The 15,188-nt window shown below is 72.5% G+C and carries 15 protein-coding genes; 2 read left to right on the top strand and 13 right to left on the bottom strand.

The window, feature by feature from the left end; genetic code table 11:
• On the top strand, positions 1–974 hold a 974-nt coding region (locus tag PKC53_RS16910), incomplete at its 5' end, for a ribonucleotide-diphosphate reductase subunit beta (RefSeq protein ID WP_324430734.1).
• Between the two features lie 211 nt (positions 975–1,185).
• Positions 1,186–1,626 (top strand): histone H1-like DNA-binding protein, encoded by a 441-nt coding sequence (locus PKC53_RS16905; protein ID WP_324430732.1) that lies wholly within the window; start codon positions 1,186–1,188, stop codon positions 1,624–1,626.
• Positions 1,627–1,691: 65 nt separating this feature from the next.
• On the opposite strand, the gene PKC53_RS16900 is transcribed toward PKC53_RS16905, so the two are convergent.
• From PKC53_RS16900 to PKC53_RS16840, 13 genes are all read right to left on the bottom strand, one after another.
• Positions 1,692–2,072 (bottom strand): hypothetical protein, encoded by a 381-nt coding sequence (locus tag PKC53_RS16900; RefSeq protein ID WP_324430730.1) that lies wholly within the window; start codon positions 2,070–2,072, stop codon positions 1,692–1,694.
• A 60-nt stretch (positions 2,073–2,132) separates the two neighbouring features.
• Positions 2,133–3,038, bottom strand: a complete 906-nt coding sequence (locus tag PKC53_RS16895) for a carbohydrate kinase family protein (protein ID WP_324430727.1) — start codon at positions 3,036–3,038, stop codon at positions 2,133–2,135.
• An 88-nt stretch (positions 3,039–3,126) separates the two neighbouring features.
• A complete protein-coding gene (locus PKC53_RS16890; RefSeq protein WP_324430725.1) occupies positions 3,127–4,230 on the bottom strand; it encodes a DUF3426 domain-containing protein in 1,104 nt (367 codons plus the stop codon).
• Positions 4,231–4,318: 88 nt separating this feature from the next.
• Complete coding sequence (locus tag PKC53_RS16885; RefSeq protein WP_324430723.1) at positions 4,319–5,239, bottom strand: 50S ribosomal protein L11 methyltransferase; 921 nt, start codon at positions 5,237–5,239, stop codon at positions 4,319–4,321.
• 18 nt (positions 5,240–5,257) lie between these two features.
• A complete protein-coding gene (gene accC, locus PKC53_RS16880) occupies positions 5,258–6,607 on the bottom strand; it encodes an acetyl-CoA carboxylase biotin carboxylase subunit (protein WP_324430721.1) in 1,350 nt (449 codons plus the stop codon).
• A 103-nt stretch (positions 6,608–6,710) separates the two neighbouring features.
• A complete protein-coding gene (gene accB / locus PKC53_RS16875) occupies positions 6,711–7,157 on the bottom strand; it encodes an acetyl-CoA carboxylase biotin carboxyl carrier protein (protein ID WP_324430719.1) in 447 nt (148 codons plus the stop codon).
• A 251-nt stretch (positions 7,158–7,408) separates the two neighbouring features.
• Entirely contained in the window at positions 7,409–7,924 is a 516-nt protein-coding gene (locus PKC53_RS16870) for a TlpA disulfide reductase family protein (protein ID WP_324430717.1), read from the bottom strand.
• On the bottom strand, positions 7,921–8,535 hold the full coding sequence (locus PKC53_RS16865) for a hypothetical protein (protein ID WP_324430715.1): 615 nt from the start codon (positions 8,533–8,535) through the stop codon (positions 7,921–7,923). Before PKC53_RS16865 ends, PKC53_RS16870 begins: the two co-directional genes overlap by 4 nt.
• A 40-nt stretch (positions 8,536–8,575) precedes the next feature.
• Positions 8,576–9,322, bottom strand: coding sequence for a monofunctional biosynthetic peptidoglycan transglycosylase (gene mtgA, locus PKC53_RS16860; protein WP_324430713.1), 747 nt, complete (start codon positions 9,320–9,322; stop codon positions 8,576–8,578).
• A gap of 3 nt (positions 9,323–9,325) precedes the next feature.
• The gene (gene aroE, locus PKC53_RS16855) at positions 9,326–10,210 is read right to left on the bottom strand and encodes a shikimate dehydrogenase (RefSeq protein ID WP_324430711.1); all 885 of its coding nucleotides are present in this window, start codon (positions 10,208–10,210) and stop codon (positions 9,326–9,328) included.
• On the bottom strand, positions 10,207–11,079 hold the full coding sequence (locus PKC53_RS16850) for an energy transducer TonB (RefSeq protein WP_324430709.1): 873 nt from the start codon (positions 11,077–11,079) through the stop codon (positions 10,207–10,209). The genes aroE and PKC53_RS16850 overlap by 4 nt, the downstream gene beginning before the upstream one ends.
• A 14-nt stretch (positions 11,080–11,093) precedes the next feature.
• A complete protein-coding gene (locus PKC53_RS16845; RefSeq protein WP_324430707.1) occupies positions 11,094–13,130 on the bottom strand; it encodes an RNB domain-containing ribonuclease in 2,037 nt (678 codons plus the stop codon).
• 46 nt (positions 13,131–13,176) lie between these two features.
• The gene (locus PKC53_RS16840) at positions 13,177–14,907 is read right to left on the bottom strand and encodes a winged helix-turn-helix domain-containing protein (RefSeq protein WP_324430705.1); all 1,731 of its coding nucleotides are present in this window, start codon (positions 14,905–14,907) and stop codon (positions 13,177–13,179) included.
• Positions 14,908–15,188 lie beyond the last annotated feature (281 nt).

The raw sequence follows: 15,188 nt of genomic DNA, 5'->3' as shown, positions 1-15,188 counted from the left end.
CCGACGTCAACCAGCTGGTGCCGTTCAAGTACAAGTGGGCCTGGGAGAAGTACCTCGCCACCTGTGCCAACCACTGGATGCCGCAGGAGATCAACATGTCGCGCGACATCGCGACGTGGAAGGACCCGAACGGCCTGACCGAGGACGAGCGCCGCATCGTCAAGCGCAACCTCGGCTTCTTCGTCACCGCCGACTCGCTGGCCGCCAACAACATCGTGCTGGGCACCTACCGCCACATCACGGCCCCCGAGTGCCGCCAGTTCCTGCTGCGCCAGGCCTTCGAGGAAGCGATCCACACCCACGCCTACCAGTACATCGTCGAGTCGCTCGGGCTGGACGAGGGCGAAATCTTCAACGCCTACCACGAGGTGGCGTCGATCCGCGACAAGGACGAGTTCCTGATCCCGTTCATCGACGCCATCATGGATCCGGCCTTCGTCACCGGCACCCCCGAGGCCGACCAGACCCTGCTGAAGAGCCTGATCGTCTTCGCCTGCCTGATGGAAGGCCTGTTCTTCTACGTCGGCTTCACGCAGATCCTGGCGCTCGGCCGGCAGAACAAGATGACCGGCGCCGCCGAGCAGTACCAGTACATCCTGCGCGACGAGTCGATGCACTGCAACTTCGGCATCGACCTGATCAACGCGATCAAGCTCGAGAACCCGCAGCTGTGGACGCCGGAGTTCCGCGCCGAGATCAAGGCGCTGTTCCTCAAGGCGGTCGACCTCGAGTACCGCTACGCCGAGGACACCATGCCGCGCGGCGTGCTGGGGCTCAACGCCTCGATGTTCAAGGGCTACCTGCGCTACATCGCCAACCGGCGTGCGACGCAGATCGGCCTGGAGGAGCTCTTCCCGAACGAGGAGAACCCGTTTCCGTGGATGAGCGAGATGATCGACCTGAAGAAGGAGCGCAACTTTTTCGAGACGCGCGTCATCGAGTACCAGACGGGAGGCGCGCTGTCTTGGGAGTGACGCCGGCCACGCGGCCGGCTCGCACTGCCCGGTGAGAGATCAAGACCCGCGGACGACGCACGGCCACCGCAGAAGCGGCCGGCGTGGTCCGCACCCCCGTTCACCACGCGGGGACGCCGTCGCAGGCGCCGCCTGCCTCGACGGACTCTGCGGGTGAATTCCGCGCTGCATGCGTGCGCGGAGATTTCGCAACTTGATCAAGGAGATCGAAATGGCAACTGCGAAGAAGGCTGCGGCCAAGAAGGCCCCCGCGAAGAAGGCGGCCGCGAAGAAGGCGCCGGCCAAGAAGGCCGCTCCGGCGAAGAAGGCCGCCGCGAAGAAGGCCGCCGCGAAGAAGGCGCCGGCGAAGAAGGTGGTGGCGAAGAAGGCGCCGGCCAAAAAGGCGGCCGCGAAGAAGGCGCCGGCCAAGAAGGCCGCTGCCAAGAAGGCGCCGGCGAAGAAGGCTGCGGCCAAGAAGGCCCCCGCCAAGAAGGCGCCTGCGAAGAAGGCTGCGGCGAAGAAGGCCCCCGCCAAGAAGGCGCCGGCGAAGAAGGCTGCGGCGAAGAAGGCGGCGAAGAAGCCGGCCGCCAAGCCTGCCCCTGCTGCCCCGGCGGCGAAGACGACGCTGAGTCCTGCGGCCGCGTGGCCGTTCCCGACCGGCAACAAGCCCTGACCGGCCTCCGGGCCACCGAGGACCCGGCTACGGCCGGGTCTTTTTTTGTCCGCGCGGGCCGGGCCTCAGTCCTGGAACGGCATCGTGTCGGCGAAGCCGTCGGCGGGCAACTCGCGGCGCGGCAGCACCAGCGTCGGCTCGTCGTCGAGTTTGCGCGCAAGCTGTTCGCGGCGCGAAGGCGTGCCGTCGGGCTTGTGCGCCCTGGCGGCTTCGTCGGCGGCGGCCTGCTGCGCCTTCGCGGTGGCGAGCGCCTGCTGCAGCTGCGCCACCTGCTGGCGTGCCTGGCGGGAGCGCTCGTGCGCGGTCGCACGCGCTTGCTCGGCGTGTTCGAGTCGGGCGCGCAGCACCTTGACCGTGCGCATCGTCCACCAGCCGACGCCGGCGCCGACCGCGAGGCCCGAGACGACGGCCGATGCGGCCACCCACAGCAGCAGTTGCATGTCCATCATGGAGCCCATATCGGTGCCGGGGTGCGGCGCTGAAGCGACGCCGCACCCCGACGCGGCTCACGGCGGCAGGATGTCACGCCCGACGCGATGGTTCTGTCCGCCGCGGCAGGCGATCTTCAGCGCGCCGACGCGGTTGCCCAGCGCGACGCAGCGCGCCAGCGGCCAGCCGCGTTCGAGCCCGTAGAGCAGCGCGCCGCGGAACGCGTCGCCGCAGCCGGTGGGGTCGACGACCTGCGCGGCGGGCACCCCCGGCACGTGCGTGCGTTCGCCGCGCACCCACAGCTCGCAGCCGTCGGCGCCCAGCGTGACGATCACGCCCTGCAGGTGCGAGCGCGACAGCTGGGCGAGGTCGAGACCGGTGCGCTCGCACAGCATGCGCGCCTCGTAGTCGTTGACCGCGACCCAGGTCGCCCGCTCGACGAAGCCGCGCAGTTCGGCGCCGTCGAACATCGGCAGCCCCTGGCCAGGGTCGAAGACGAACGGGATGCCCGCCGCATGCATCTGCTCCGCGTGCTGCAGCATCGCGTCGCGACCGTCGGGCGCGATGATGCCGACGTCCAGGTCGGCGCGCTTCGGCACCGGCGTCAGGTGCGCCTGCATCATCGCCCCCGGGTGGAAGGCGGTGATCTGGTTGTTGTCGTCGTCGGTGATGATGATCGCTTGCGCGGTGTAGTGCCCCGGCTCGACGCGCACGCACGAGGTGTCCACCCCCAAGCCCTGCAGCCGCGACAGGTAGTCGGCGCCGTCGCTGCCGAGCGCGGCCATTACCACCGGCTCACCGCCGAGCTGGGCCAGCGTGTACGCGATGTTCCCGGCGCAGCCGCCGAACTCGCGCCGCAGCGTCGGCACGAGGAACGACACGTTCAGGATGTGCACCTGCTCGGGCAGGATCTGCTGCGCGAAGCGGCCGCGGAAGTTGGTGATGGTGTCGAACGCGAGCGAGCCGCAGATCAGTGCAGGCATGGGGTCTCCGAAACAGCGGTGGCGCGCCGCCTGGGGCCGGGGGTGGGGCGCGCTGCGCGCACGCGGCGGGCCGGGCGCATCGGCGCGCTCAGGGGTAGAAGAGCTCGATCGTGTAGCCGACGATGCGCCGTCCGCCGGGGTCGAGCACCGCCTGCAGCGCGAGCTCGCTGCCGGGGTCGATCGCGCTCTGGTCGGTGCCGAGCTCGGCCATCGTCAGCACCTTGCGCGCGACGATGGTGCCCTGCGCGTCGGTCAGCGTCAGCTCGACCGCCGGCAGCCGCACGCGGGTGCGGTCGCGGTTGCGCAGCACCACCGTCAGCCGCGTCCAGTCGGTTCCGGCGACGGTGACCAGCGAACTGCTCTCGACAGTCAGCGCCTCGAGGCGTCGGCGCGGCTGGCTCTCGCAGCCGGCCCATTCGCACAGCGGGTCGAGCCAGCTGCGCGACTGCGGCCACTGCGCGGCGATCGAGGCGTGAAAACCGCGCGCGGCCTGCATCGCGGCGGCACCGGCCAGCAGCAGCGCCGCGGTGGCGAGCGCGACTCGCGCCTCGCGCGACTGCCAGCGTGCGGCGCGCTCGGCCTTTCGCACGAAGTGCGGTGCGGCCGGCGCCGAGGTGGCGGCGTCGGTCGCCGCGTCGGCGCGCGCCGCGACGTCGGCCGCGTCGATCGCGTCGGCCCGCGCGGCCTCGGCGTCGCGCGCCGGCGCGGTGTCGGCGCCGCCGGGGTGGTCGGACGGCTCGGTGTGCGCCGGGTCGGGCACCGCGAGCGCATCGGCGCCCGGCTCGGCTTGGTCGCCGTGATCGGCCCGCTCGGGCGACGGTACCGGCCAGGGTTCGTGGCACGGCAAGCCCGACAAGTCAGGCGCAGCCGTCGCGGGGTCGGCACCGGGCTCGGTGTGCGCTGCGGGCGGCGCGGCGGACCAGGCATCGCCCGATGGCGCCATGTCGCCCCGGGCCGCTGCGCTGGCGGCCATCGCGGCGACGATCGTCGACGGCGGCGACGACGTCGGCGGGGCGGCGGCCGGTGACGACGGTGCGGGGGGCGTCAGAGCATCGAGGTCGAACAGGCTCTCGGTCGCGTTGAACACGGCGCCGCAGCGCCCGCAGCGCACCCACCCGTCGGAGATCTTGAGCTGGTCCTGCACGACGCGAAACGCCGTGCCGCACGAGGTGCACCGCGTGGCCAGCGTCATGCGTCGCGGCCCCGGAGCGCCCGCCACGCCGCACCGCGCGGCGGCGCGGCGATCGATGCTCGGCGTGGCAGCGCGCTCATGCGCGGAATCATGCCACGCGCGTCGGCGGCGGGGCGCGCCGCGCGTGCATCAGCACCCAGCCGTCGTCGCGGTCGGCCACGCCGAGGTCGCACCACGGTGCGTACGCGGCGCGCAGCTCGTCGGCCTGGCGCTCGAGGATGCCGGCCAGCACCAGGTCACCGCCGGGTGCGACGTGGCCGGCGAGCAGGGGTGCGAGCAGCTTCAGCGGTTGCGCGAGGATGTTCGCCAGCACCAACGGGTAGGCGCCCTGCGCCCGCTGCGGTCCGCCGACGCGCATCGCCACGCCGTTGGCGGCCGCGTTCGCCTGCGCCGCCTCGAGCGCCTCGGGGTCGATGTCGATCGCGTCGATGCCGCGCGCGCCGTGCAGTGCCGCGCCGATCGCGAGGACGCCCGAGCCGCAGCCGTAGTCGAGCACGCGCGTCCAGCCGGCGCGGCGCGGCGCGTCCTGCGCGGCGATCCAGCGCAGGCACATGCGCGTCGTCGGGTGCGTGCCTGTGCCGAAGGCTTGCCCCGGGTCGAGGCGGATCACGCGCTCGGCCTGCGCCGGAGGCTCGTGCCAGCTCGGCACGATCCAGAACGTCGGCGTGATCTCGACCGGGGCGAACTGCGCCTGCGTCAGTCTCACCCAGTCGGCGTCGGGCACCGCGACGATCGCCTCGACGCGCAGGCCTTGCGCCCAGTCCTGCGCGGCCAGCAGTGCGGCGGCGTCGGTGGCGCGCCGCTCGTCGGCGAACAGCGCGCGCAGCATCGAGTGCGGCCACGCCTGCGCCGGCGGTGGCAGGCCGGGTTCGCCGAACAGCGCGCTTTCGCCGTCGCTGCCGGAGTCGGCGTCCTCGACCGACACCGACAGCGCGTCGAGTTCGCCCATCAGCGCGTCGGACAGTGCCTCGACCAGCGGTTCGGGCGCGCGCAGGACGAGTTCGTGCACGGCGGCGGCGCGCGTGGCTCAGCGCTCGTGCTGGCCCAGCCAGCGCTCGAGGTAGTGGATGCTGGTGCCGCCTTCGACGAACTTTGCGTCGACCATCAGTTCGCGGTGCAGCGCGATGTTCGTCTGGATGCCCTCGACCAGCGTCTCGAGCAGCGCGGTGCGCATGCGTGCCAGCGCCTGCTCGCGCGTGTCGCCGTGCACGATGATCTTGCCGATCATCGAGTCGTAGTTCGGCGGCACGAAGTAGTTCGTGTAGGCGTGGCTGTCGACGCGCACGCCGGGCCCGCCGGGCGCGTGCCACATCGTGATGCGCCCGGGCGACGGCACGAAGGTGTAGGGGTCCTCGGCGTTGACGCGGCACTCGATCGCGTGGCCGCGCATCTGGATCTGGCGCTGCGAGAACGGCAGCTTCTCGCCGGCGGCGATGCGGATCTGCTGCTGCACGATGTCGATGCCGGTGACCATCTCGGTCACCGGGTGCTCGACCTGCACACGCGTGTTCATCTCGATGAAGTAGAACTCGCCGTTCTCGTACAGGAACTCGAAGGTGCCGGCGCCGCGGTAGCCGATGCGCTTGCAGGCGGCGGCGCAGCGGTCGCCGATGCGCTCGATGATGCGCCGCGGGATGCCCGGCGCCGGCGCCTCCTCGATGATCTTCTGGTGACGCCGCTGCATCGAGCAGTCGCGCTCGCCGAGCCAGACCGCGTTGCGGTGCGCGTCGGCGAGCACCTGGATCTCGATGTGCCGCGGGTTCTGCAGGAACTTCTCCATGTAGACCTGCGGGTTGCCGAAGGCCGCGCCGGCCTCGGTGCGCGTCATCTGCACGGCGTTGAGCAGTGCGGCCTCGGTGTGCACGACGCGCATGCCGCGACCGCCGCCACCACCGGCGGCCTTGATGATCACCGGGTAGCCGACCGTGCGCGCGATGCGCACGATCTCCTTCGGGTCGTCAGGCAGCGCGCCCTCCGACCCCGGCACGCAGGGCACGCCGGCGCGGATCATCGCCTGCTTGGCCGAGACCTTGTCGCCCATCACGCGGATCGCCGACGACGGCGGGCCGATGAAGGTGAAGCCGCTTTGCTCCACGCGTTCGGCGAAGTCAGCGTTCTCGCTGAGGAAGCCGTAGCCGGGGTGGATCGCCTCGGCGTCGGTGACCTCGGCGGTCGAGATGATCGCCGGCATGTTGAGGTAGCTGTGCGACGACGGCGGCGGGCCGATGCACACCGCCTCGTCGGCGAGCTTGACGTACTTGGCGTCGCGGTCCGCCTCGGAGTAGACGACGACCGACTTGATGCCCATCTCGCGGCAGGCGCGCTGCACGCGCAGGGCGATCTCGCCTCGGTTGGCAATGAGGATCTTCTTGAACATGGTGCCTCGGCTCGATCGCCCTAGCGGGCTGCGCCCGCGGTGCGATCTGGCTGCGCCACCGCGCCTGCGGCGCAGTCGCCGGCCAGAAACGCGCGTCGCATCGTCACTCGATCACGAACAGCGGTTGACCGAACTCGACCGCCTGGCCGTTCTCGGCCATCACGCGCTTGACCGTGCCGGACTGGTCGGCCTCGATCTCGTTCATGATCTTCATCGCCTCGATGATGCACAGCGGCTGGCCTTCCTTGACCTCGTCGCCGACCTCCACCAGCGGCTTGCCGCCCGGCGTCGACGCGCGATAGAAGGTGCCGACCATCGGCGCCTTGACCACGTGGCCGGCCGGTTCGGGCGCCGGCGGCGCGGGGGCCGGCGCCACCGCGGGCATCGGCGCGGCCATGACCGGTGCGGCCGCCATCGGCGCGGCGACAAGCGAAGCGCGCGGGTCCGACTTCACGATGCGCACCTTGCCGTCGGCTTCGGTGATCTCGAGTTCGGAGATGTTCGACTCCGACACGAGGTCGATCAGGGTCTTGAGCTTGCGCAGGTCCATGCAGGGCCCTCTCCAACGACCGACCGCGGGCTGCCCGGCCCGGCGATCAGGATTGATGTTCTGGTTTCTAAATTTCTCGAACTGCAGCGAATTCCGCTGATCCGCATCGCTGCCGGGACGATGCGCGCATCGCCGGACCGGGTTCGTCGCCGATCTCCCGGCACCTGCGGGGCCAGGGACGGGTGCCGAACTTTACGCCTTTTGTGCGATGTTCGCGCGCATTTCACGTACGTTCGTGTCGTGCACGTGCTTCACCTGATGTTCCGGGCCCAGCCGGCGAGTTCGTCGAAGCTGGTTTCGCCGAGCTTGCGGTGCAGCACCTGGCCGTCGCGCCCGAAGATCACGCTGAACGGCAGGCCGCCGGCGGCGTTGCCGAGCCGGCGCACGAGGTCGGTGCCGCCGAGTCCGGCCAGCCCGATCGCGAACCCCACGGGCACCCGACGCAGGAAGTCGCGCACCGGCGTCGGCCCGTCGATGGCCAGGCCGACCACCTGCCAGCCTTGCGGCGCGAACTCGCGGTGGAAGCGGTCGAGCTCGGGCATCTCCTTGATGCAGGGAGGGCACCAGGTGGCCCAGAAGTTCAGCACCAGCGGGCGACCGCGCAGGTCGGCCATCACCAGTTCGCCGCCCTCGGGACGCTCGAACCGCAGCGCCCACACCCCGTCGTCGTCCGCCGCCTGCCGGCGCTGGTGCCGCAACGCCCAGCCGATGCCGGTGGCCGCGGCCACGGCGGCGACGCCCACGGTGACGACGCTGCGCCGGTTCATCGGGTGGCCTGCGCGTCGGCGGTGAGCAGTCGCTGCAAGGCGACGGCGTCGCCGCGCAGCGTGCGCCCGCCGGCGTCGGGCTTGAGCGCGCCGCGCAGTTCGTCGAGGTCGCGCACGTGCAGGTGCACGGTGACGGTCTCGTCGAGTTCGGCGCAGCGGCTGGCCAGCGTCAGCACCGCCTGCGGATCGCCGCGCACGCCGCCCGGCGCGGTCTGCAAGTCGTAGTCCAGCCCCAGGTTGATCAGCGCGATCTCCGCGGCTTTCGGATCGTCGCAGTACAGATCCAGGTGCAGGCTCGACAGCCGCGTGGCCGTGCCGCGCCAGACCGCGCCCGCCAGGTGCGGGCGCAGCGGCGCCAGGCGCTGCATCCACGGCAGCGCGTGGCGGCGCAGCGCGGCCAGTTCGAGCGGCTGGGTGTCGGCGTGGAACAGCTGCAGGTACTCGCGCACCTCGTCCTCGACGGCGGCGTTGCTCGGCAGGTCGGCGTGCCGCACGGCCACGCGCTGCAGCGCGCGCGCCGCCTTGCGCTTGGCCGGGCCGTACTCCATGCCTTCGTCGACCACCAGCCGCGCGGCGGCGGCGGCGATCTCGGCGCTCAGGCTGCGTTCCATCACGCCGGCATTGTGCCGGGCGTCGCGATCCGCGCCCGGGTCAGGGCAGTTCGACCGCCGGCATGCGTGCCGCCACGGTGGCAGCGCGCCCGCGCACGTAGGCCGAGTCGGGGCGCTTCTCGAAGCGCCTGGGCGCCGGCAGCATCACCGCCAGCCGCGCCGCCGGCATCACGCCGAGCTGCACCGCATCGACGCGGAAGTAGTGAAGTGCAGCGGCCTGGGCGCCGAACACGCCCTCCCCCCACTCGACGTGGTTGAGGTAGATCTCCAGGATGCGGCGTTTGCCGAGCAGCAGTTCGAGCCAGTGGGTGATGACTAACTCCTGCCCCTTGCGTGCAAGCGTGCGCTCACTGTCGAGAAACAGGTTCTTCGCCAGCTGCTGCGTGATCGTCGAGCCGCCGACGACGCGCGGCGGCCTGGCGGCGGGGCGCTGCTCGCTGCGCGCCTGCTCGCGCAGGTTGCGCTCCCAGGCGCGTTCGATCGCGTCCCACTCGATGCCGCTGTGCTCGACGAAGCCGGCGTCCTCGCTGGCGATCACCGCGCGCTTGAGCTGCGCCGAGATGCGCGCCTCGTCGACCCAGGTCTGGCTCCACTCGATGCGGCCCTGCGTGCGCAGCAGACGCCAGGCCTCGCTGCGCTGGAAGGTCGTCGACGCCGGGTCGACGACGGCCATCAGCGCCACGCGCGCCACGAAATACAGCTGCAGCGCGACGAAAGCGACCGCCACCAGCGCACCGATGCGCCACAGCGGCTGCAGCACGCGGCGCCAGCGCGACGACGCTGCCACCGGTCAGCTCCGGTCGGACAGGCGCGCGCGCAGCGCATCGAGCACCGGGGCCGTGTCCGGGCGCACGCCGCGCCACAGCGCGAAGGCCTCGGCGGCCTGCTCGACGAGCATGCCCAGCCCGTCGCGTCCGATCGCGCCGTTCGCCTGCGCCCAGCCGGTGAACCCGGTGGCCGCCGGCCCGTACATCAGGTCCACGGCCAGCGTGCCGACGCGCAGCACGGTGGCCGGCACAGGCACCGCCTGGCCGGCCAGGCTGCTCGCGCTGGCGTTGACGACCAGGTCGAAGCCCGCGCCGGGCGCGTCGAGCGGCGCGGCGTTCAGCGTGGCGCCGTGGCGGCGCGCCCACCCGGCGTGGCGCTGCACCAGCGCGTGCGCCTTGTCGGGTGTGCGGTTGGCCACCGTGACCACCGCCGGCGCGGCGGCCAGCAGCGGCCCGAGCACGCCGGCGGCGGCGCCGCCGGCGCCGATCAGCAGCACGCGCCGGCCGGCCAGCGGCATGCCGGCGTTGTGCTCGACGTCGCGCCGCAGCCCGACGCCGTCGGTGTTGTCGGCGTACCAGCCGTCGGTGTCGAAGCGCAGCGTGTTCGCCGCCTGCGCCAGCGTCGCGCGCTCGCTCAGCCGCGCCGCCAGCCGCGGCACCTCGAACTTGAAGGGCACCGTGACGTTGCAGCCGCGCGGGCGGCCGCGGTGCACGCCGTCGCCCTCGGCGGCGAAGCGGCGCAGCGCCGGCGCGAAGCCGTCGAGCGGGCAGCATACGCGCACGTAGTCGATGCGCTCGCCGGTCTGGCGCGCGAACTCGCCGTGGATGAACGGCGACTGGCTGTGCTCGACCGGGTTGCCGAGCACGGCGTACAGGTCCGGCGCGTCGGCGGGGGGGGTCGACGTCATCGCTGTGACTCGAGCATCGTCGCCTGCATCGCGTCGTCGCGCGTGAAGCGGAAGCGCGACGTCACGACGATCTGGTCGGCCTCGCGGCGCATCGCCGGCGAGAAGGCGCCGAACGGCGAGGCCGCGTGCACGATGGCCACCGCGCGGCGGTCGAGCACCGACGACGCCGAAGGCCGCACCACCTCAGCCTCGACCACGCGCCCCTTCGCGTCGACGGTGACGTTCATGATCAGCTCGCCGTACAGCTTGCGTCCCTGGTACTCCGGGAAGTCGCGCGTGCCGCGCTGCTCGATGCGCCGGCGCAGCTTGTCGTAGTACAGCGCGTACACCTCCTCGCGCGCCGCCGGGCTGATGTAGCGCTTCTTCGGACGCGCATTTTCCTCGTTGATGCGGCGCTCGATCTCGGCGAGCAGCCGCAGCAGCTGGCGGCGGCGCTCGTCGCGCTCCGCGGCCTGCGGTTCACCGCTGTCGCGCCGCGGGTCGGGCGCAGGCAGCAGCGCCATCTCGCGGCGGATCTGCGCCAGCAGCTGCTCCTGCTGCTGCTGCAGCTGCTCGATGCGCCGGCGCGCCTGCTCGGGCGCGTCGCCGACCTCGACCAGCGCCGACGGCGGCAGCGGCGAGGTGGCGCGGCCGCGCTCGGCGTCGCCGCCGCCGGCGAGGTTCGCCTGCGCGACGGCGCGCGCCTGCGGCGGCGCCTCGCGCGAGCGCGCGTTGACCAGGATCACCTCGAGGGCGGTGTCGCGGAACACGCGCTCGAAGCCCTCGGGGTCGACGAAGCGCACGCCGAGCAGGCCGCCGTGCACCGCCAGCGACACGCCCAGCGCCCAGTGCAGCGTGTTCAGGTGCAGCGACGCCAGCCAGCCGCGCATGCCTTCGGGTCGCGTCAGGCGGCCGGCGCGTTGGCGTCGGCGCCGTCGCCGGCGTCGCCGAGGTCGATCGCCAGCGTCAGTGCGGCCGCGGTGGTCTCCTCGTCCTCCTCACCCTCGGTCGGCGCCTCGGCCGGCAGCGCCGCGGCGTCGATGCGTTCGAGCAGGCTCGTGTGCAGGTCCAGCGTCAGCAGGTCGATGCCGGTGATGCGTGCGCGCACGCGCACGCCGCGCACCAGGCTATCGCAGCCGCCGACGCGGAACACCAGCGGCAGCGTGTCGGCGCGCACCAGCCCGTCCTTCATCACCGTCGCCTCGAGTTCGTTCACCCCATGCTGCTCCAGCCAGCGCAGCGTCCAATAGCGCTCGATGCCGTGCTGGAAGTCGTTGTACGCACTGTAGGCGGCGTCGAACGCCGAGATGACCGAGAAAAGCGCCGCATCCTTGGGCTTGAACGGCGCCGCCAGCGCCGCGGTGCGGCCGTGGCGCGCGCAGGCGACGATCTGCCACTGGTTGACCAGGTCGACGTAGCGGCGCAGCGGCGACGTCGCCCACGTGTACTGCGCCACGCCCATGCCGGCGTGCGGCAGCGGCTTGGTGCCCATGCGCACCTTGATGCCCGGCGCCAGCGCGGCCTGGCTGCGGTAGATGCCGGGCACGCCCAGCTCGGCCAGCCAGCCGCCCCAGGTGCTGTTGGCCAGAATCATCGCCTCGGAGACGATCAGGTCCAGCGGCGCGCCGCGGCGGCGCTGCGTGATCTCGACCGCCTCGCTGCCGTCGGGTTCGCGGTCGCCGGCGGTGTCGAGACGGAAGCTGTAGTCGGGGCGGGTGAAGGTCTCGGGCTTGCCGCGCACGCGCTCGCGCTGCGCCTTCAGGTGCAGCGCGAAGCGCCAGGCGAACGCGAGCTCGGCCGAGAACGGGTACTCGGCCACCGCCTCCCCGCCGAGCGTGGCCTCGGTGATCACCTCGTCGAGTTCGTCGTGGCGCAGGTTGGCCGCGACCGGCACGCGCTCGATGCGCGTGGCGTGCTCGCGCACCTCGAACGTGGTCTCGTCGAGCGTGACGTACAGGCTCACCGCCGGGCAGTCGCGGCCCTCGTCGAGCGTGTAGGCCTCGATCACGTCGACCGGCAGCATCGTGAGCTTCCATCCCGGCAGGTACACGGTGGACAGGCGCTCGCGCGCGACCTTGTCCAGCGCCGAGCCCGGTGCGATCGCCAGCGCCGGCGCCGCGATGTGGATGCCCAGCACCACGCTGCCGCTGCCCAGGCCCGTCACCGACAGCGCGTCGTCGATCTCGGTGGTCGCCGAGTCGTCGATCGAGAACGCGCGCACCGGCGCCAGCGGCAGGTCCGCCGGCGCGGCCGGCACCTCGAGCGCGGGGAAGCCGGTGCCGCGCGGGAACTGCTCGAACAGGAAGCGGCGCCAGTGGAACTGGTAGGCACTGTCGATCGCGCCGGCGGCCTTGAGCAGCTCGAGCGGTGCGCGCTGGCTGCGCCGTGCCGCCTCGACGACGGCCTTGTACTCCGGCGCGTTCTTGTCGGGCTTGAACAGGATCTTGTACAGCTGCTCGCGCACCGGCGGCGGGCAGCGCCCGGCGACCAGCTCGCCGGCCCAGGCCTCGATCTGCGCCGCCACCTGGCGCTTCTTCTCGATCGCCGCCAGGGCCGCCCGCACCGTCTCCGCCGGGGCCTTGCGGAACAGGCCCTTGCCGACGCGGCGGAAGTAGTGCGGCGCGTCGAACAGGCGCAGCAGCGCGCCGGCCTGCTGCTCGACGCCGGCCTTGGCGTCGAAGTACTCGCGCGCCAGCTCCGCGAAACCGAAGTCGCCGTCGGGCGCGAATTCCCACGCCAGGTCGAGATCGATCTCGGCGGCCAGGCGCTGCGCGGCGGCGAGCAGCGCGGCCGGCGTCGGCTGCTCGAAGCGCAGCAGCACGTGGGCTGCCTTGACCTTGATGCGCTTGCCCGAGTCGAGCTCGATCTGCAGCGACGCGTCGGACTCGGACATCACGCGGCCGGCGGCGAACCTTCCGGCGTCGTCGAACAGGGCGTACATCGGCGCGATTGTCGCCCGGGTCCGCGCAGCCGCCCCGCACGCGCCGCTACAGACCCAGCGGGACGAGCAGCGCGAGCAGGCGCTCGCGGTGCGCCGCGACCGTCGTCGGGTAGCCCTCGGTCCAGGTGGCGATCGTGAAGCCCGGGTCCAGCGCGCGGATCTGCAGCGCCACCCAGCGGGCCTCGTCGGCCTGGCCGGCGGCGGCGAGCGTCGCGGCGAGGAACACCTGGGTGTCGATCACCGCGGCATTGCGCGCCGCCGCCTCGCGCAGGTTGATCAGCGCCTGCTCGTGGTCGCCGAGGAAGAAATACGCGCGGCCGAGCAGTTCGTACATGTACGCCCGTCCGTCGGGCACGAAGCGCAGCGCCGCACGCAGCGACTGCAGCGCCGCCGCGGGGTCGCCGACGTAGGTCTGCACGGCGCCGAGCAGCGCGTGGGCGTCGCCGTACGACGGGTTCAGCGCCAGCGCCTGCTGCAGGTGTCGCTGCGCTTCGCGGTGCCGCCCCTGCTGGGCGCTGACGAAGCCGAGCACCCAGTACGGCTCGGGCAGCGTCGGGTTGATCTGGCGCGCGGTCTCGGCGAAGTCGTGCGCGCGCGACAGCGACCGCACGTCGCGCAGCGTGCCGTAACGGTGGTCGAAGGCGTGCGTCATCGCCAGCGATGCGTACGCACGGGCGAAGCGCGGGTCGAGTTCGATCGCGTGCAGGAACAGCGCGCGGGCCTGCGCGGTGTCGGCGCGCTCACGCGACGCGAGCAACGCGCGGCCGCGCAGGAACAGGTCGTAGGCACGGTCGCTGGCGGTGTGGCGTCGGGCGATGCGCTGGCGCTGCGCCTCGTCGACCTGCACCGGCAGCGCCTGCATCAGGTGCGCGACGATGTCCTTCTGCACCGCCAGCAGGTCGCTCGCGTCGCGTTCGTAGCGCTGCGACCACAGCACGCGCGAGCTCGAAGCGTCGACCAGCCGCACGTTCAGGCGCAGCGTGCCGCCGACGACCTGCAGCGTGCCGGCCACGCGCAACTGGGCGCGCGTCGCGGCTGCCGACGACGCACCGGAAGCGCTGTCGACCTCGATGACGTCGACGCTACCCAGTCCCGCGAGATCGTGGGCCAGATCGGTCGCGATGCCGCGCGCGAGGTAGTCGTGCCCGGCGTCGCCGCCGAGGCGCTCGAAGTCCGCCACGGCGATCGCCGGCGCCGAGTCGACCGCCGGGACGGCGGCGGCGGTCGTCGCGCCGCCAACGGGGGCCGGCACCTGCCGCTGCAGCACCCACGGCGCCGCCACGGCGGCGATGACCACCGCCGCCGCCAGCGTGGTGCCCCAGGCGCGGCGCGAGCGACCGGCCTGCCGGCCAGGCGGTGCCTCGACGGCCGACGGGACAGCCGCCGACGGCGGCGTCGTCGTGTCGGCACTGCCGGCGTGCGGGGCGTCGCCGGCGACGCTCGCCGGCGACACCGCCGCCACCAACCGGTAGCCGCGCTTGGCGATGGTCTCGATGTAGGCCGGCGTGCGCGCCGTGTCGCCCAGCGCCCGGCGCAGCTTGGTCACGGCCTGCGTCAGCGCCTCGTCGCCGACCACGACGCGCGGCCACACGGCCTGCATCAGCTCGGCGCGGCCGACCACCTGCGGTGCGCGCGCGGCCAGCACCAGCAGCAGCTCCATCGCCTTGGGCTCGATGCGCACGGCGTCGCCGCCGCGGCGCAGTTCGTTGAGATCGGGCAGGACGTCCCACGCCCCGATGCGCAGCCTGGCCTGCGAAGTCGGACCGTCGCGTTGCATCTGCCGATGGCGTCAGCGAGTGGGGCCGACAGTCTAGGTCATGGCGCGGCAAGGATTTCATTGCCGATTCGTCAGCCATCGGTCAGGCGCAGCGGCCCCCGCGCGCCGACGATCTCGTGGCGGGTCCTCCCGCACTCGCCGCGGCTTGCTGCCGCATCGTCATGACCCGTCAACCAGGAGTTCCGACATGTTCAGTCGATGCCTCTTGCCGACCTGGGGACTGTGTCTGCTGCTGGCCGGCGCCGCGCACGGCGCCTCGCCGCTGGCCGACCTGGCCGAAG

This window comes from Azohydromonas sp., from assembly GCF_035325925.1.
Taxonomy (GTDB): Bacteria; Pseudomonadota; Gammaproteobacteria; order Burkholderiales; family Burkholderiaceae_C; genus Calidifontimicrobium.
Note: the sequence above shows the minus strand (reverse complement) of the source record. Positions and strands in the feature narration are given on the sequence as shown.